A 13671-nucleotide genomic window follows, 5' to 3' on the forward strand; every position below is an offset into this window, starting at 1 on the left:
AGCACGCCGCCAGCGTTCGTCCTGAGCCAGGATCAAACTCTCCGTAGATGAATTTGCATCCCCAGCCGAGAACCGAGAGCTAGCACTCTCGATGTCAATCAACCAAAGGAATCCCTCACCACACACACAAGTGCGCAGTGCGGGGGTAAAAAAACTTGGCACTGACTTTCGGCACGCTGTTGAGTTCTCAAGGAGCGGACGCGCAGGAACCCCGGCCTTTTCGGCCTTCGTTCGAGGCGGTGTCTCCACTGTACACCGTGCTCCGCATCAGTCAAACCGCGGGGGTTCGGCTGGCGGTTGACCAGGCTGGCGGCCCGGTCCGTTCTCGCTCGGTGCAGGAAGAACACTACACGGCCCTCGAGGGGTCTGCACGCGGGGTCCCCGTGGGCGTGCTCACAGCCCTCGGCAGGGGCGGCCCGGCAGTGCGTCGCGACGTGGACGAGACCGCGGATCGGCCCGGCGTCGCCCGGCTCAGGCCACGCCGCGCGGACGGAACTGCACGCTGACCCGGGGGCCGACCGCCCTCGCCGTCTTCGGGATGCAGTGCTCCCACGTGCGCTGGCACGAGCCACCCATCACCACGAGGTCGCCGTGGCCCAGCGGGAAGCGCAGGCTCTCGCCGCCACCCACGGGCCGCAGCAGCAGCGGCCGCGGCGAGCCGAAGGAGACGATCGCGACCATCGTGTCGGCACTGCGCCCGCGGCCGATGCGGTCACCGTGCCAGGCCACGCTGTCGCGGCCGTCCCGGTACAGGCACATGCCGGCGCTCACGAAGGGCTCCCCCAGCTCGGGCCCGTAGTGGGCGTCCAGCGCGGCGCGGGCCTCGGCGAGCAGGGGGTGGGGAAGCGTCTCCTCCCCGCCGTACCACCGCAGGAGCCGCGGGACGGCGACCTCCCGCTCGTACATCTGGCGCCGGTCGGCCCGCCACCCGATGTCGCCGAGCAGCACCTCGAGCACCGCGTCCGAGCCCGAGACCCAGCCCGGGAGGTGGTCGACCCAGGCGCCGCGGCCGAGCTGGTGCCGCGTGACGGCGAGGGGCCCGAGCGTCGGTTCCTCCGCGAGGTCCCACATCGACGGCTGGTGCGCGAGCGACATGGGCGCAGGCTACGCCGGATCGAACAGGTGTACGAGTGACTACGCCGTGAGTGCCAGCGCGAACGGCAGCACCCGGGACGCGCCGGCCAGCCGCAGCTCCCGTCCGGCGACGGTCATCGTCCACCTCGAGTCGGCGAGGTCGTCGACGAGCAGCACCGGGACCGGCCCCAGCTCGGCCAGCCGTCCGGCCAGCTCCGGGCCCACCACGATGCGCTGCCACACCCCGGCCAGGCGGAAGGCGCTGTTGCCGCCGGGCTGACCGGTCGGCCCGCCGTGGGCCAGGGAGAGCTCGCCGAGGTAGGGGAGCCGGCCGAGCCCGGCCAGGCCCTGGGCCAGGCCGGTGACCAGCCGCAGCCGGCGTCGCGAGGGCACCGCCACGACGGCGGCCGGCCGCTCGACCCAGTCCCACGCGCCCAGCACGCGCGCGCACGCACGCAGGAGGTCGTCGTCCGGCGGGACGTCGGAGACCGACCGCCGCACGGGGACGTCGAAGGCGGCGTCCGGGTCCTCCTCCAGGCCGGGCGCCTCGAGGTCGAGGGTCACCGTGCCGCCGACGCCGTCGTCACCCAGCAGCGTGCGCAGCCGCTGCCCCCACCCGAGGTCGGTCAAGCGGGCGACGGCGCGGCCCGGGTCCAGCTGCTCGCCGGCGGCGATCTTGCCCTTCACCGACACCCCCAACCGGTCCGCGCCGGTGGGCCACTGCGCGCGGGGGGCGAGCTCCACCCCGGGACGGTCGAGCACCGCCGATGCGGCCTCGGCCGCCGCAGCCGGCACCTCCGTCGAGTACCAGGGCCCGGCACAGACGTCGCAGCGGCCGCAGGGCGCCGCGGTCGGGTCGTCGAGCGCCTCCTGCAGGAACGCCATGCGGCACTCGGCCTCCTCGACCGGGCGCGCGTAGGCGATCATCGCCCGCTGCTCGGCCTCGCGGGTGCGCGTGACGCGGGCGTAGCGGTCGGCGTCGTAGACCCAGGGCCGCCCGGTGGACCGCCAGCCGCCCTGCACCCGCTCGACCGCGCCGTCGACGGCCAGCACCTTGAGCAGCAGCTCCAGGCGCGAGCGACGGACGTCCGCGACCGTCTCCAGCCGGGCCACCGACCAGGCCTTGCCGTCGGCCATGGCGGACAGCACCGCCGCGGCGTGGTCCTCCCGGGGCATGGAGGAGGTGGCGAACCACTGCCAGATGGCGAGGTCCTCCGGGCCGGGCAGCAGCAGGACGTCGGCGTGCTCGACGGCACGGCCGGCGCGGCCGACCTGCTGGTAGTAGCTGACCGGCGAGGACGGGGCGCCCAGGTGGACGACGAACCCGAGGTCGGGCTTGTCGAAGCCCATCCCGAGCGCCGAGGTGGCGACCAGCGCCTTGACCCGGTTCTCCCGCAGCGCCTCCTCGGCGTCCTTGCGGTCGGCGTCGTCGAGGCGGCCGGTGTAGGCGCGCACCTCGTGGCCGGCGTCGCGCAGCAGCGCGGCGGTCTCCTCCGCCGCGGCCACGGTGAGGGTGTAGACGATGCCGCTGCCCGGCAGCTCGCCCAGGTGGGAGGCCAGCCAGGCCAGCCGCGCGCGGTCGGTGGGCAGCCGCAGCACGCCCAGGCGCAGCGAGTCGCGGGCCAGCGGGCCGCGGACCGTCGTCACCGAGACCCCGCCCGCGCCCAGCTGCTCGGCGACGTCGGCGACCACCCGCTCGTTGGCCGTCGCCGTGGTGGCCAGCACGGGGGTGCCGGCCGGCAGCGTGCCCAGCAGGTCGCGGATGCGGCGGTAGTCGGGGCGGAAGTCGTGCCCCCAGTCGGAGACGCAGTGCGCCTCGTCGACCACGAGCAGCCCGCAGCGGGCGACCAGCCCGGGCAGCTGCTCCTCGCGGAACCGCGGGTTGGTCAACCGCTCCGGGGAGACCAGCAGGACGTCGACGTCGTCCGCGGCGAGGCGGGCGGCGACGTCGTCCCACTCGGTGGCGTTGGCGCTGGAGATCTCCACCGCGCGGATGCCGGCGCGCGAGGCCGCGGCGACCTGGTCGCGCATCAGCGCGAGCAGCGGGCTGACCAGGAGGGTGGGGCCGGCGCCGCGGCGGCGCAGCAGCGCGGTGGAGACGAAGTAGACCGCCGACTTGCCCCAGCCGGTGCGCTGCACGACGAGGGCCCGTTCGGAGCGCTCGACCAGTGCGGCGACGGCGGCGTCCTGCCCCTCGCGGAACCCGGCGTCGGGGCGGCCGGTCAGCTCCCGCAGGACCTCCAGGGCCTCGGAGGTCAGGGACGGCGCGGCGGTGCTCATGCCTGCCGACAGTAGGGCCGCCGGACGACAGGGCCGGCCGCCGCGCGCGACCTGGGGACGGAGGAGGACAATCCACAGTCGATGCGACCGCCGGACAACCACGTGCACACCAGGTGGTCCTGGGACACCTCGGAGACCTCGACGATGGTGCGCGCCTGCGAGCGCGCGGTCGCCCGCGGGCTGCCGGCCATCGCGTTCACCGAGCACCTGGACTTCACGACGTGGTCGCCGGACGACCGCGCGACCACCGACGGCCTGGTCGACCGGCACGCCTCCCGGCACCTGCCGATCGACGTCGAGGGCTACTCCGCCGAGCTGGAGGAGTGCCGCGAGCGCTTCCCGGAGCTGCGGATCTGGTCGGGTGTGGAGACCGGTGAGCCGCACCTGTTCGCCGCCAGCGTGGCCCGGCACCTGCGCGACGCCCCGGTCGACCGGGTGCTGGGGTCGCTGCACTCGCTGAGCCAGGACGGGCGGCTCTACGGCGTCGGCCGGCTGCTCTACCCGGACCCCGACGCCACGATGCGCCGCTACCTCGCCGAGGTCGTCGACATGGTGGAGAGCAGCGACGTGTTCCAGGTCCTCGCCCACGTCGACTTCCCGCGGCGCTACTGGCCGGGGGGCAGCGACCGGTACGCGGAGAAGGACTACGAGGAGGAGTACCGGGCGGTGTTCCGCGCGCTGGCCGGCACGGGGCGGGCGCTGGAGGTCAACACGTCCAGCCCGCTGGCGTCGGTCGACCAGGTGCGGTGGTTCTTCGAGGAGGGCGGCGAGGCGATCAGCTTCGGCAGCGACGCCCACCAGCCGGCCGCCGTCGGCCAGTACTTCGACCTGGCCGTGGACGTCGTCGAGGCGGCGGGGTTCCGGCCCGGCCGGGACGCCTTCGACTTCTGGCGACGCTGACCGCCCCCGGCGGAAACAGGTACTTCACCGCTAAGGCACTTTCCGGCTAGGGTCAGCCGGTGACCTCCTCCCGCCGCGTCGTGATCGCCCTCGGCGGCAACGCGATGACCGGGCCCGACGGGTCGGCCACCCCCGGTGCCCAGCAGGCCGCGATCGCCGCCGCCTGCGCGCACGTCGCGGCGGTCGTGGCCACCGGCGTCGAGGTGGTGCTCACCCACGGCAACGGCCCGCAGGTGGGCAACCTGCTGGTCAAGAACGAGCTCGCCGCGCACGAGGTGCCCCCGGTCCCGCTGGACTGGTGCGTGGCCCAGACGCAGGCGACGATCGGCTTCACGCTGGCCGACGAGCTGGACGCCGCCCTCGCCGCGCGCGGTCTCCCGCAGCGCACCGCCACCCTGGTCACCCGCACCCTCGTCGACCCGGACGACCCGAACTTCCGCGAGCCGTCGAAGCCGGTCGGCCGCTTCCTCCCCCGCGAGAAGGCGCAGACCTTCATCGCCCACGGCCAGATCTGGGAGGACCGCGGTCCGCGCGGCTGGCGCCGGGTCGTCGCCTCGCCCGAGCCGCGCTCGGTGGTCGACGTCCCGGCGATCTCCGCGCTCGCCGGCGCCGGCTTCGTCGTCGCCTGCGCCGGCGGCGGCGGCATCCCCGTCGTCGACGACTGCGACGGCGGGGCCCTGCGCGGCGTCGAGGCGGTCATCGACAAGGACCTCACCGCCGCGCTGCTGGCCGCCGAGCTCGGGGCCGACACCCTGGTGATCGCCACCGACGTCCCGAACGTGATGGTCGACTTCGGCACTCCGTCGGCCCGGCCCCTGGGCCCGGTGACCGCCACGGAGCTGCGCGCGCACGCCGCCGCCGGGCAGTTCGCCCGCGGCAGCATGGGCCCCAAGGTCGACGCCGCCCTGCGGTTCGTCGACGGCGCTGCGAGCCGGCGCGCGGTCATCACCAGTCTCGAGCACATCTCCGACGCCGTCCGTGGGGACGACGTCGGCACCGTCCTCACCGCCTGAGCCGTCCGTACCGACCGAGAGGAACGCCGTGCCCGCACCGATCGAGGTCCGCAAGGTCCCGCTGCACAACGTCAGTGACGCCTCCGAGCTGGCCAAGCTCATCGACGACGGCGTCATCGACGCCGACCGGGTCGTCGCCGTCATCGGCAAGACCGAGGGCAACGGCGGGATCAACGACTACACCCGGATCATCGCCGACCGTGCCTTCCGCGAGGTGCTGGTGGAGAAGGGCACCCGGCCGCTGGAGGAGGTCAAGCAGATCCCGATCGTGTGGTCCGGTGGCACCGACGGTGTCATCAGCCCGCACGCCACGGTCTTCGCCACCCTCCCCGAGGACGCCGTCGAGAAGACCGACGAGCCCCGGCTGACCGTCGGTTTCGCGATGAGCGAGGTGCTGCTGCCCGAGGACATCGGCCGCGTCGCCATGGTGGAGAAGGTCGCCGCCGGCGTGAAGCAGGCGATGGCCGAGGCCGGCATCACCGACCCGGCCGACGTGCACTACGTGCAGACCAAGACGCCGCTGCTGACCATCGACACGATCCGCGACGCCCACGAGCGCGGCCAGACCACCATCCTGGAAGAGCCGCACGGCTCGATGGACATCTCCAACGGCACGACGGCGCTGGGCATCGCGGTGGCCCTCGGCGAGATCGAGATGCCGACGCAGGAGCAGATCATGCGCGACCTGTCCCTGTACTCCTCCGTGGCCTCGTGCTCGTCGGGCGTGGAGCTGGACCAGGCGCAGATCGTCGTCGTCGGCAACGCCCGCGGGCACGGCGGCAACTACCGCGTCGGCCACTCGGTGATGAAGGACGCCCTCGACCAGGACGGCATCTGGGCGGCGATCCGCGACGCCGGCCTCGACCTGCCCGAGCGCCCCCACCACACCGACCTCGGCGACCGGCTGGTCAACGTGTTCCTCAAGTGCGAGGCCTCGCCCGACGGCAAGGTCCGCGGCCGCCGCAACGCCATGCTGGACGACTCCGACGTCTCCTGGCACCGCCAGATCAAGGCCTGCGTGGGCGGCGTGACGGCGTCGGTCACCGGCGACCCGGCCGTCTTCGTGTCGGTCGCCGCGGTGCACCAGGGCCCGTCGGGTGGCGGCCCGGTGGCCGCGATCGTCAAGGCCTGACACCAGCGCCTCCACCGACGGGATCGGCGATCCCGTACGCCTGCCGGACCGGGGCGTACGAGGCTCGCCGATCCCGTCGTGTCAGGAGGGGGTCAGGGCAGGATCGCGTCGACGTACCCGCCGTCGACCCGCACCGCCCCACCCGTGGTCGCCGACGCCAGCGGCGAGGCGAGGTACACGCACATGTGGGCGATCTCCTCGGGCTCGATCAGCCGCTGCAGCAGGGACTGCGGGCGGTGCAGCCGCATGAACTCCCGCTGCGCCTCCTCCCAGGGCAGCGCGGGGTCGACCAGGGAGTACACGAAGTCCTCGACGCCGCCGGTGTGCGTCGGGCCGGCGATGACGGAGTTCACCGTCACGCCCGAGCCGGCGGCCTCCTTCGCGAAGCCGCGGGACACCGCCAGCAGCGCGGTCTTCGTGACGCCGTAGTGCACCATCTCCGCCGGGATGACGACCGCCGAGTCGCTGGCGATGTACTGCACGCGGCCCCAGCCCCGCTCCCGCATGCCCGGCAGGTAGGCGCGGGTCAGCCGGACGGCGGTCAGCACGTTGGTCTCGAAGTAGCGCCGCCACTCGTCGTCCGGGATCTCCAGCACCGGCTGCGCGCCGAAGACGCCGAGGTTGTTGACCAGGACGTCGGCCGCGGGCACGGCGGCCAGCAGGGCGGCGGTGCCGTCGTCGGTGGTGACGTCGCCGGCCACGGTGGCGGCCTGCGCGCCGTCGACGGCGGCCCGCAGCCCGTCGGCGGCGGCGTCCAGCCTGGCGGCGTCCCGGCCGGTGAGGACGACGGAGGCGCCGGCCCGGGCGAGGCCGGTCGCGATGGCCAGCCCGATGCCCTGCGAGGACCCGGTGACGACCGCCGTGCGGCCGGTGAGGTCGATGCGCATGCCGGGTGCAAGCCGGGCGGCGGGGCGGGTGTTCCGGCCGCCGAGGACCTGCTCACCCCAGCACCCTGAGCCGCTCCGGGGGGACGGCGTCGACCAGCCAGACGCCGTTCGCCGAGCGGGTGAACCGGACCCCGGTCGCGGCCAGCCCGGCGGCATCGACCTCGAGCACCACGGGACGGCCGCGGCGGGCACCGACCCGGCGGGCGGTCCCGGCGTCCGGACTCAGGTGGACCGCGTGCCGGCGCCCCGGGCGCAGGCCCTCGGCGAGGATGGCCGGCAGGTGGCGCTCCACGGTCCCGTGGAACAGCACCGGCGGTGGCTGCTGCGCCGCGTAGCCCAGGTCGACGGCGACGCTGTGCCCCTGACTGGCACGGATGCGCGTCCCGGTGTCGTCGAAGGCGAACCGCCGCTTGTCGTTGGTGACGACCACGTGCTCGAGCTCCTCGCGGCTGATGTGCAGCGCGGCCAGCAGGTCGGCGACGTCCACCCAGCCGGCGGCGTCCAGCGTCAGCCCGACGCTGGCCGGCGCGTGCCGCAGCACGTAGGACAGTCGCCTGCTGAGCCGGACGGCGTCCACGCGGTCAGGTCCGGCTGCAGAGGTCGGCACCGATCCGGTCGGCGGTCTCCACCAGCAGCGGGACCACCTCCCGCTCCAGCCGGGCGACCGTGGACCGGCCCGCGGACGTCGACGACGCCAGCGCGGCGACCACCCGCCCGGAGCGGTCGCGGACCGGTGCGGACGCCGACAGCAGACCGGCCTCCAGCTCCTCGTCGACGATCGACCAGCCCTGCTCCCGCACCCGGGCGAGCTCCGCCCGCAGCGCGGACGGGTCGGTGACGGTTCGGCGGGTGATGGCCCTCAGCGGACGGCGGTCGAGCGCCGGGTCGACGACCTCGGCCGGCGCCCACGCCAGCAGCACCCGGCCCATGGAGGTGGCGTACGCCGGCACCCGGGTGCCGACGGAGACGTTGATGCTCATGATCCGGCGCACGGGCACCCGGGCGACGTAGACGACCTCGTCGCCGTCCAGGGTCGCCAGCGAGGCGGACTCGTGGGTCGCCTCGGCCAGCTTGAGCAGGTGCGGCTGGGCGAGGTCGATCAGCGCGTTGGACGCCGTGTAGTGCTGGCCGATGCTGAGCACCCGCGGGGTGAGCGACCAGCGGCCACCGGAGCCACGCACGTAGCCCATGCGCTCGAGGGTGAGCAGGAAGCGCCGGACCGCCGGCCGGGAGAACCCGGTGAGCTGGGCGAGCTCGGCCAGCGTCGGTTCGGGGTGCTCGGCGTCGAAGGCCAGCAGCACGGCGATGCCCCGCTCCAGGCTCTGCACGTGGTCGCGCCCCCCGGGCGCGAGGTGACCGGCATCGTCCGTGCTCGCCATCGGCCCCGTCTTCCCGCAGCACGGGGTTGACGCGTGACCGTGGCCCCGAGCACACTCGCTGAACGCTACGCGGGCACAGCGTACGCACTGCGTACAGCTCGCGCCAGCCCCGCGACGAGGAGCACGGATGCTCGACCCACGCGCACTCCGCACCGCCTTCGGCCGGTTCGCCACCGGCGTCACCGTCGTCACCTGCGCGAAGGACGACGGCGTGCCGCACGGTGCGACCGTCAACGCGTTCACCGCCGTCTCGCTGGAGCCGGCGCTGTGCCAGGTGACGCTGACCCGGCAGTCGAGGGCGTGCAGGTACCTGGAGGGTGCGCCGTTCGCGGTCAACGTGCTCAGCCGCGACCAGCTCGACACGGCCTGGCACTTCGCCGGCCGCCCGCAGGACCCGGAACCGGCCTGGGCCGAGGGGCCGACGGCACCCGTGCTCGCCGGGAACGCCGCCACCATCTCCTGCCGGCCGTGGCGCAGCTACGACGGCGGCGACCACCTCATCGTCATCGGTGAGGTGGCCGATCTGGACGTCACCGACGCCGAGCCCCTGCTGTTCTTCGGCGGGCGGTTCCGCGAGCTGGCACCGACCCGCACCGGGGTCCACTGGGCGGCCTCCCTCGACAGTCCGGAGCAGGGGTGGTTCGACGCCTCCACGGTCTTCACGCCGCTGCACCGCGGCGCCTCCCGCACCGCCTCCTGAGCAGCGCCGCACGCCACCGACCGAGCACGTCCCCCACCCCTCTCCACCGACGCAGAAGGGCCGACCCGTGACACTCGACCAGGACCGCGCCACCTCCGCCGTGCCCACCCCACGCCAGGAGCCGCCGGGGACCGCCCGGCCGATGACCGGCGACGAGTACGTCGAGAGCCTCCGCGACGACCGCGAGGTGTGGATCTACGGCGAGCGGGTCGCCGACGTGACGACGCACCCGGCCTTCCGCAACCCGGTGCGGATGACCGCGCGCCTCTACGACGCGCTGCACGACCCGGCGAAGAAGGACGTCCTCACCACGGCCACCGACACCGGCAGCGGCGGGTACACCCACCCGTTCTTCCGGACCCCCCGCTCCGTCGAGGACATGGTCCGCGACCGGGACGCGATCGCCGAGTGGGCCCGGATGACCTACGGCTGGATGGGGCGCTCACCCGACTACAAGGCCAGCTTCCTCGGCACGCTCGGCGCGAACAGCGAGTTCTACGCGCCCTACGAGGAGAACGCGAAGCGCTGGTACCGGGAGTCCCAGGAGAAGGTCCTCTACTGGAACCACGCGATCATCAACCCGCCGGTCGACCGCAACCTGCCGCCGGACGAGGTGGGCGACGTCTTCATGAAGGTGGAGGAGGAGACCGACGCCGGCCTGGTCGTCTCCGGCGCCAAGGTCGTGGCCACCGGCTCGGCGATCACCAACTACAACTTCATCGCCCACTACGGGCTGCCCATCAAGAAGAAGGAGTTCGCGCTCATCTGCACGGTGCCGATGGCCGCACCGGGCGTGAAGCTGATCTGCCGCACGTCCTACACGCAGCAGGCCGCGGTCATGGGCAGCCCGTTCGACTACCCGCTGTCGAGCCGGCTCGACGAGAACGACACGATCTTCGTGTTCGACAAGGTCCTGGTGCCATGGGAGAACGTCTTCCTCTACGGCGACATCGAGAAGATCAACAACTTCTTCCCGCAGTCGGGCTTCCTGCCCCGTTTCGCCATGCACGGCTGCACCCGGCTGGCGGTCAAGCTCGACTTCATCGCGGGCCTGCTGCTCAAGGCCCTGGAGGCCACCGGCACCAAGGACTTCCGCGGTGTGCAGACCCGCGTCGGTGAGGTCATCGGCTGGCGCAACGTGTTCTGGGCGCTGACCGACGCGCTGTGCCGCAACCCCGACGAGTGGAAGGACGGCGCACTGCTGCCCAAGCTCGACTACTCGTTCACCTACCGGATGTTCATGATGCAGGGCTATCCGCGAGTGAAGGAGATCATCGAGCAGGACGTCGCCAGCGGGCTGATCTACGTCAACTCCCACTCGATGGACTTCAAGACCCCCCAGGTGCGGCCCTACCTGGACAAGTACGTGCGCGGCTCCAACGGCATCGACGCCGTCGAGCGGGTCAAGGTCATGAAGGCGCTGTGGGACTCGATCGGCACCGAGTTCGGCGGCCGGCACGAGCTCTACGAGCGCAACTACTCCGGCAACCACGAGAACGTGCGGGCCGAGCTGCTGTTCGCCGCCGAGGCCCAGGGCGAGACCGAACAGATGAAGGGCCTGGCCGAGGCCTGCCTGGCCGAGTACGACCTCGACGGCTGGACCGTGCCCGACCTCATCGGCAACGACGACGTGTCGTTCTTCTCCCGCTCCCGCTCTCGCTGACCGCGACCCACCCACCCTCGAGGAGCACGTCCATGACCACCACGCAGTCCACCCCGACCGCGGCCGGCTCGGGCGCCAACGCCACCGCGTCGTTCCGGACCACCGAGCAGTACTCCGCCGGCTCCGCGACGGTGTCCCCCGAGCGGGTCAGCACCGTCGTCTCCGCCGTCCTGGCCGGCGTGCACCAGGCCATCCGCGACCACGACGTCACCTACCCCGAGTTCCAGGCCGCCAAGGCCTGGATGATCGAGGTCGGCGAGGGCGGCGAGTGGCCGCTGTTCCTCGACGTCTTCGTCGAACACGTCGTCGAGGAGGTCGCCGCCCGCACCCAGACCGGCACCAAGGGCAGCATCCTGGGCCCCTACTACCTGCCCGGCCAGAAGCGCCTGCCGGCCACGGCCACCCTGCCCATGCGCCCCGACGAGCAGGGCACCCCACTGGTCTTCGCCGGCCAGGTCCGCGACGTCGACGGCACCCCGCTGGCCGGGGCCGAGGTCGACATCTGGCAGGCCGACGCCCAGGGCTACTACTCCGGCTTCGCCCCGCACCTGCCCGAGGGCAACCTGCGCGGCGTGGTCGTCACCGACGACCAGGGCCGGTTCCAGATCCGCACCGTCCAGCCCGCGCCCTACCAGATCCCCACCGACGGGCCCACCGGCAAGCTCATCACCGCCGCCGGCTGGCACCCCTGGCGCCCGGCCCACCTGCACCTGCTGGTCCGCGCCCCCGGGCACCGCACCATCACCACCCAGCTGTACTTCGCCGGCGGCGAGTGGCTCGACAGCGACGTCGCCGAGGCCACCAAGCCCGAACTCGTCCTCGACCCGCAGGACACCGGTGACGGCACCCGCGCGGTCACCTACGACTTCGTCCTCGAGCCCGAGACCCAGTCCGCGGCCGCCTGATCCACCCCCGGGCCGTGCGGGACGCCCCCACACGGCCCGGACCCGTTCCCGACCCCCGAACCCAGCAAGGAGCCCCCGCATGCTCTTCCACGTGCGCATGGACGTCGCCATCCCCCGTGACCTCGACCCCGAGGAACGGACCCGGCTGGTGACCACCGAGAAGGCCCGCGCACTGGACCTGCAGCGCAGCGGCAAGTGGGTGCACCTGTGGCGGGTGGTCGGCGCCTACAGCAACGTCAGCGTCTTCGACGTCGAGGGCACCGACGAGCTGCACGACATCCTGTGGAACCTCCCGCTGTTCCCGTTCATGACGATCGCGGTGACCCCGCTGACCGAGCACCCCTCGGCCCTATCGGCCAACCCGTGAGCCCGCTGGAGGAGCGGCTGCGACGGCTGGAGGACGTCGAGGAGCTCCGCCGCCTCGACGCGGTCTACTGCCGGCTGCTCGACGACGGCGACTGGCCGGGTCTGGTCGCGCTGTTCACCGAGGACGGCGTGTTCGACGGGCTGACCCGGGTGGCCGGGCGGGCCGACCTGCTGGCCTTCTTCTCGGGGCTGGCCGACGGCGGGCTGACCGCCTTCTGGCACCACGTCTCCAACCTGGAGGTCGAGGTGGCCGGCGACGCGGCAACGGTGCGCTCGGTGCTGTGGCAGCCGTGCGTCGTCGACGGCGTCCCGCACGTGGCTGCCGGGCGGTACCGCGACGAGCTGGTCCGCACCGGCGAGGGGTGGCACTACCGGGTCAAGCAGGTCCGGTTCTCCTACTGGGCACCGCTGACGGTTGGATGGGACCAGCACCGGTTCAGCCTCGAGGCGGCTCGCGCCGCCGCCGTCCCCAGGGGAGTCCACCCATGACCGCACGCCTGTCCGCCGTCGTCGACGGCCCGGACGACGCCCCCGTCCTCGTGCTCGGCCCGTCACTGGGCACCGACACGGGGCTGTTCGACGCCCAGGCCACCGAGTTCGCCGGCGACTTCCGCGTGGTCCGCTACGACCTGCGCGGGCACGGCGGCTCCGAGGTCGTCCCCGGCCCGTGCACGATGGCGGACCTCGCCGGCGACGTGGTCGCCCTGCTCGACCGGCTCGGGGTCGACCGGTTCTCCTACGCCGGGGTCTCCATCGGCGGGGCGATCGGGCAGCAGCTGGCGCTGACCGTGCCCGAGCGGCTGGAGAAGCTGGCCATCATCGCCTCGGCGGCGCAGTTCGCCGACCCGCCGTCGTGGGGGGTGCGCGCCAAGCAGGTGCGCGAGCACGGCACGGAGACGCTCGTGGGCTCCCGCACCGGCACCTGGTTCACCGCGGCCTGGGCGGAGCAGCACCCCGACGAGGCGCTGCGGCTGCTGCAGATGCTGCGCGACACCCCCGACGAGGGCTACGCCGCCTGCTGCGAGGCGATCGGCGCCTTCGACGTCCGCGACCGGCTGGGTGAGATCACGGCGCCGACGCTGGTCATTGCCGGCGAGGAGGACCCGGCCACGCCGCCGGACATGGTGCGGCTGATCGCCGACGGCATCGCCGGGGCGCAGTTCCTCGTCGTGCCGGGGGCGGGCCACCTGCCCAACGCCACCGACCCGGAGACGGTGAACGCCGCGCTGCGCGGCCACCTGGGCTGAGCGCGCGCCCGTCCCGCGCCTGGCGAGATACCGCCCTGTCGCACCGGCGCACCCCCCCGCGCCCGCGGGCGTGCGCGGCCCCGGCCCGGGGGGGGGGGGGGGGGGGCGGGGGGGGGTGCTCGACC

General features: G+C 73.4%; 14 protein-coding genes. 9 read left to right on the top strand and 5 right to left on the bottom strand.

What is annotated here, in order from left to right:
• Window positions 1–471: 471 nt before the first annotated feature.
• Window positions 472–1095 (bottom strand): alpha-ketoglutarate-dependent dioxygenase AlkB, encoded by a 624-nt coding sequence (locus ACI79E_RS21870; protein WP_456934688.1) that lies wholly within the window; start codon window positions 1093–1095, stop codon window positions 472–474.
• A gap of 39 nt (window positions 1096–1134) precedes the next feature.
• The gene (locus tag ACI79E_RS21875; RefSeq protein WP_456934689.1) at window positions 1135–3354 is read right to left on the bottom strand and encodes a DEAD/DEAH box helicase; all 2220 of its coding nucleotides are present in this window, start codon (window positions 3352–3354) and stop codon (window positions 1135–1137) included.
• A gap of 81 nt (window positions 3355–3435) precedes the next feature.
• Between ACI79E_RS21875 and ACI79E_RS21880 the strand changes: the two genes are divergently transcribed.
• The 3 genes from ACI79E_RS21880 to bar are packed head-to-tail and all read left to right on the top strand — an operon-like array spanning window position 3436 to window position 6399.
• Window positions 3436–4254, top strand: coding sequence for a PHP domain-containing protein (locus tag ACI79E_RS21880; RefSeq protein WP_456934690.1), 819 nt, complete (start codon window positions 3436–3438; stop codon window positions 4252–4254).
• Window positions 4255–4313: 59 nt separating this feature from the next.
• Window positions 4314–5267: a carbamate kinase gene (locus ACI79E_RS21885; protein WP_456934691.1), complete on the top strand. Its 954-nt coding sequence runs from the start codon at window positions 4314–4316 to the stop codon at window positions 5265–5267.
• Between the two features lie 28 nt (window positions 5268–5295).
• The gene (gene bar, locus ACI79E_RS21890; RefSeq protein ID WP_456934692.1) at window positions 5296–6399 is read left to right on the top strand and encodes a barbiturase; all 1104 of its coding nucleotides are present in this window, start codon (window positions 5296–5298) and stop codon (window positions 6397–6399) included.
• Between the two features lie 92 nt (window positions 6400–6491).
• Here bar and ACI79E_RS21895 read toward each other — a convergent pair whose 3' ends face one another.
• Genes ACI79E_RS21895 through ACI79E_RS21905 form a run of 3 tightly spaced genes read right to left on the bottom strand, consistent with a single transcriptional unit; the run spans window position 6492 to window position 8665 of the window.
• Complete coding sequence (locus tag ACI79E_RS21895; protein WP_456934693.1) at window positions 6492–7286, bottom strand: SDR family NAD(P)-dependent oxidoreductase; 795 nt, start codon at window positions 7284–7286, stop codon at window positions 6492–6494.
• A gap of 52 nt (window positions 7287–7338) precedes the next feature.
• Complete coding sequence (locus ACI79E_RS21900; protein WP_456934694.1) at window positions 7339–7863, bottom strand: RNA 2'-phosphotransferase; 525 nt, start codon at window positions 7861–7863, stop codon at window positions 7339–7341.
• A 4-nt stretch (window positions 7864–7867) separates the two neighbouring features.
• Window positions 7868–8665, bottom strand: coding sequence for an IclR family transcriptional regulator domain-containing protein (locus tag ACI79E_RS21905; RefSeq protein ID WP_456934695.1), 798 nt, complete (start codon window positions 8663–8665; stop codon window positions 7868–7870).
• Window positions 8666–8792: 127 nt separating this feature from the next.
• Between ACI79E_RS21905 and ACI79E_RS21910 the strand changes: the two genes are divergently transcribed.
• The 6 genes from ACI79E_RS21910 (at window position 8793) to pcaD (ending at window position 13546) form a co-directional block, all read left to right on the top strand.
• Window positions 8793–9365: a flavin reductase family protein gene (locus ACI79E_RS21910; RefSeq protein ID WP_456934696.1), complete on the top strand. Its 573-nt coding sequence runs from the start codon at window positions 8793–8795 to the stop codon at window positions 9363–9365.
• A 67-nt stretch (window positions 9366–9432) separates the two neighbouring features.
• Entirely contained in the window at window positions 9433–11028 is a 1596-nt protein-coding gene (locus ACI79E_RS21915) for a 4-hydroxyphenylacetate 3-hydroxylase N-terminal domain-containing protein (RefSeq protein WP_456934697.1), read from the top strand.
• A 32-nt stretch (window positions 11029–11060) separates the two neighbouring features.
• Window positions 11061–11933: a catechol 1,2-dioxygenase gene (gene catA / locus ACI79E_RS21920; protein ID WP_456934698.1), complete on the top strand. Its 873-nt coding sequence runs from the start codon at window positions 11061–11063 to the stop codon at window positions 11931–11933.
• A gap of 79 nt (window positions 11934–12012) precedes the next feature.
• Window positions 12013–12300, top strand: a complete 288-nt coding sequence (gene catC, locus ACI79E_RS21925; protein ID WP_456924183.1) for a muconolactone Delta-isomerase — start codon at window positions 12013–12015, stop codon at window positions 12298–12300.
• Complete coding sequence (locus tag ACI79E_RS21930; protein WP_456934699.1) at window positions 12297–12788, top strand: nuclear transport factor 2 family protein; 492 nt, start codon at window positions 12297–12299, stop codon at window positions 12786–12788. The genes catC and ACI79E_RS21930 overlap by 4 nt, the downstream gene beginning before the upstream one ends.
• Complete coding sequence (gene pcaD, locus ACI79E_RS21935; protein ID WP_456934700.1) at window positions 12785–13546, top strand: 3-oxoadipate enol-lactonase; 762 nt, start codon at window positions 12785–12787, stop codon at window positions 13544–13546. The genes ACI79E_RS21930 and pcaD overlap by 4 nt, the downstream gene beginning before the upstream one ends.
• The last annotated feature ends 125 nt before the right edge of the window (window positions 13547–13671 follow it).

The sequence above is a fragment of the Geodermatophilus sp. SYSU D00079 genome (assembly GCF_054050635.1).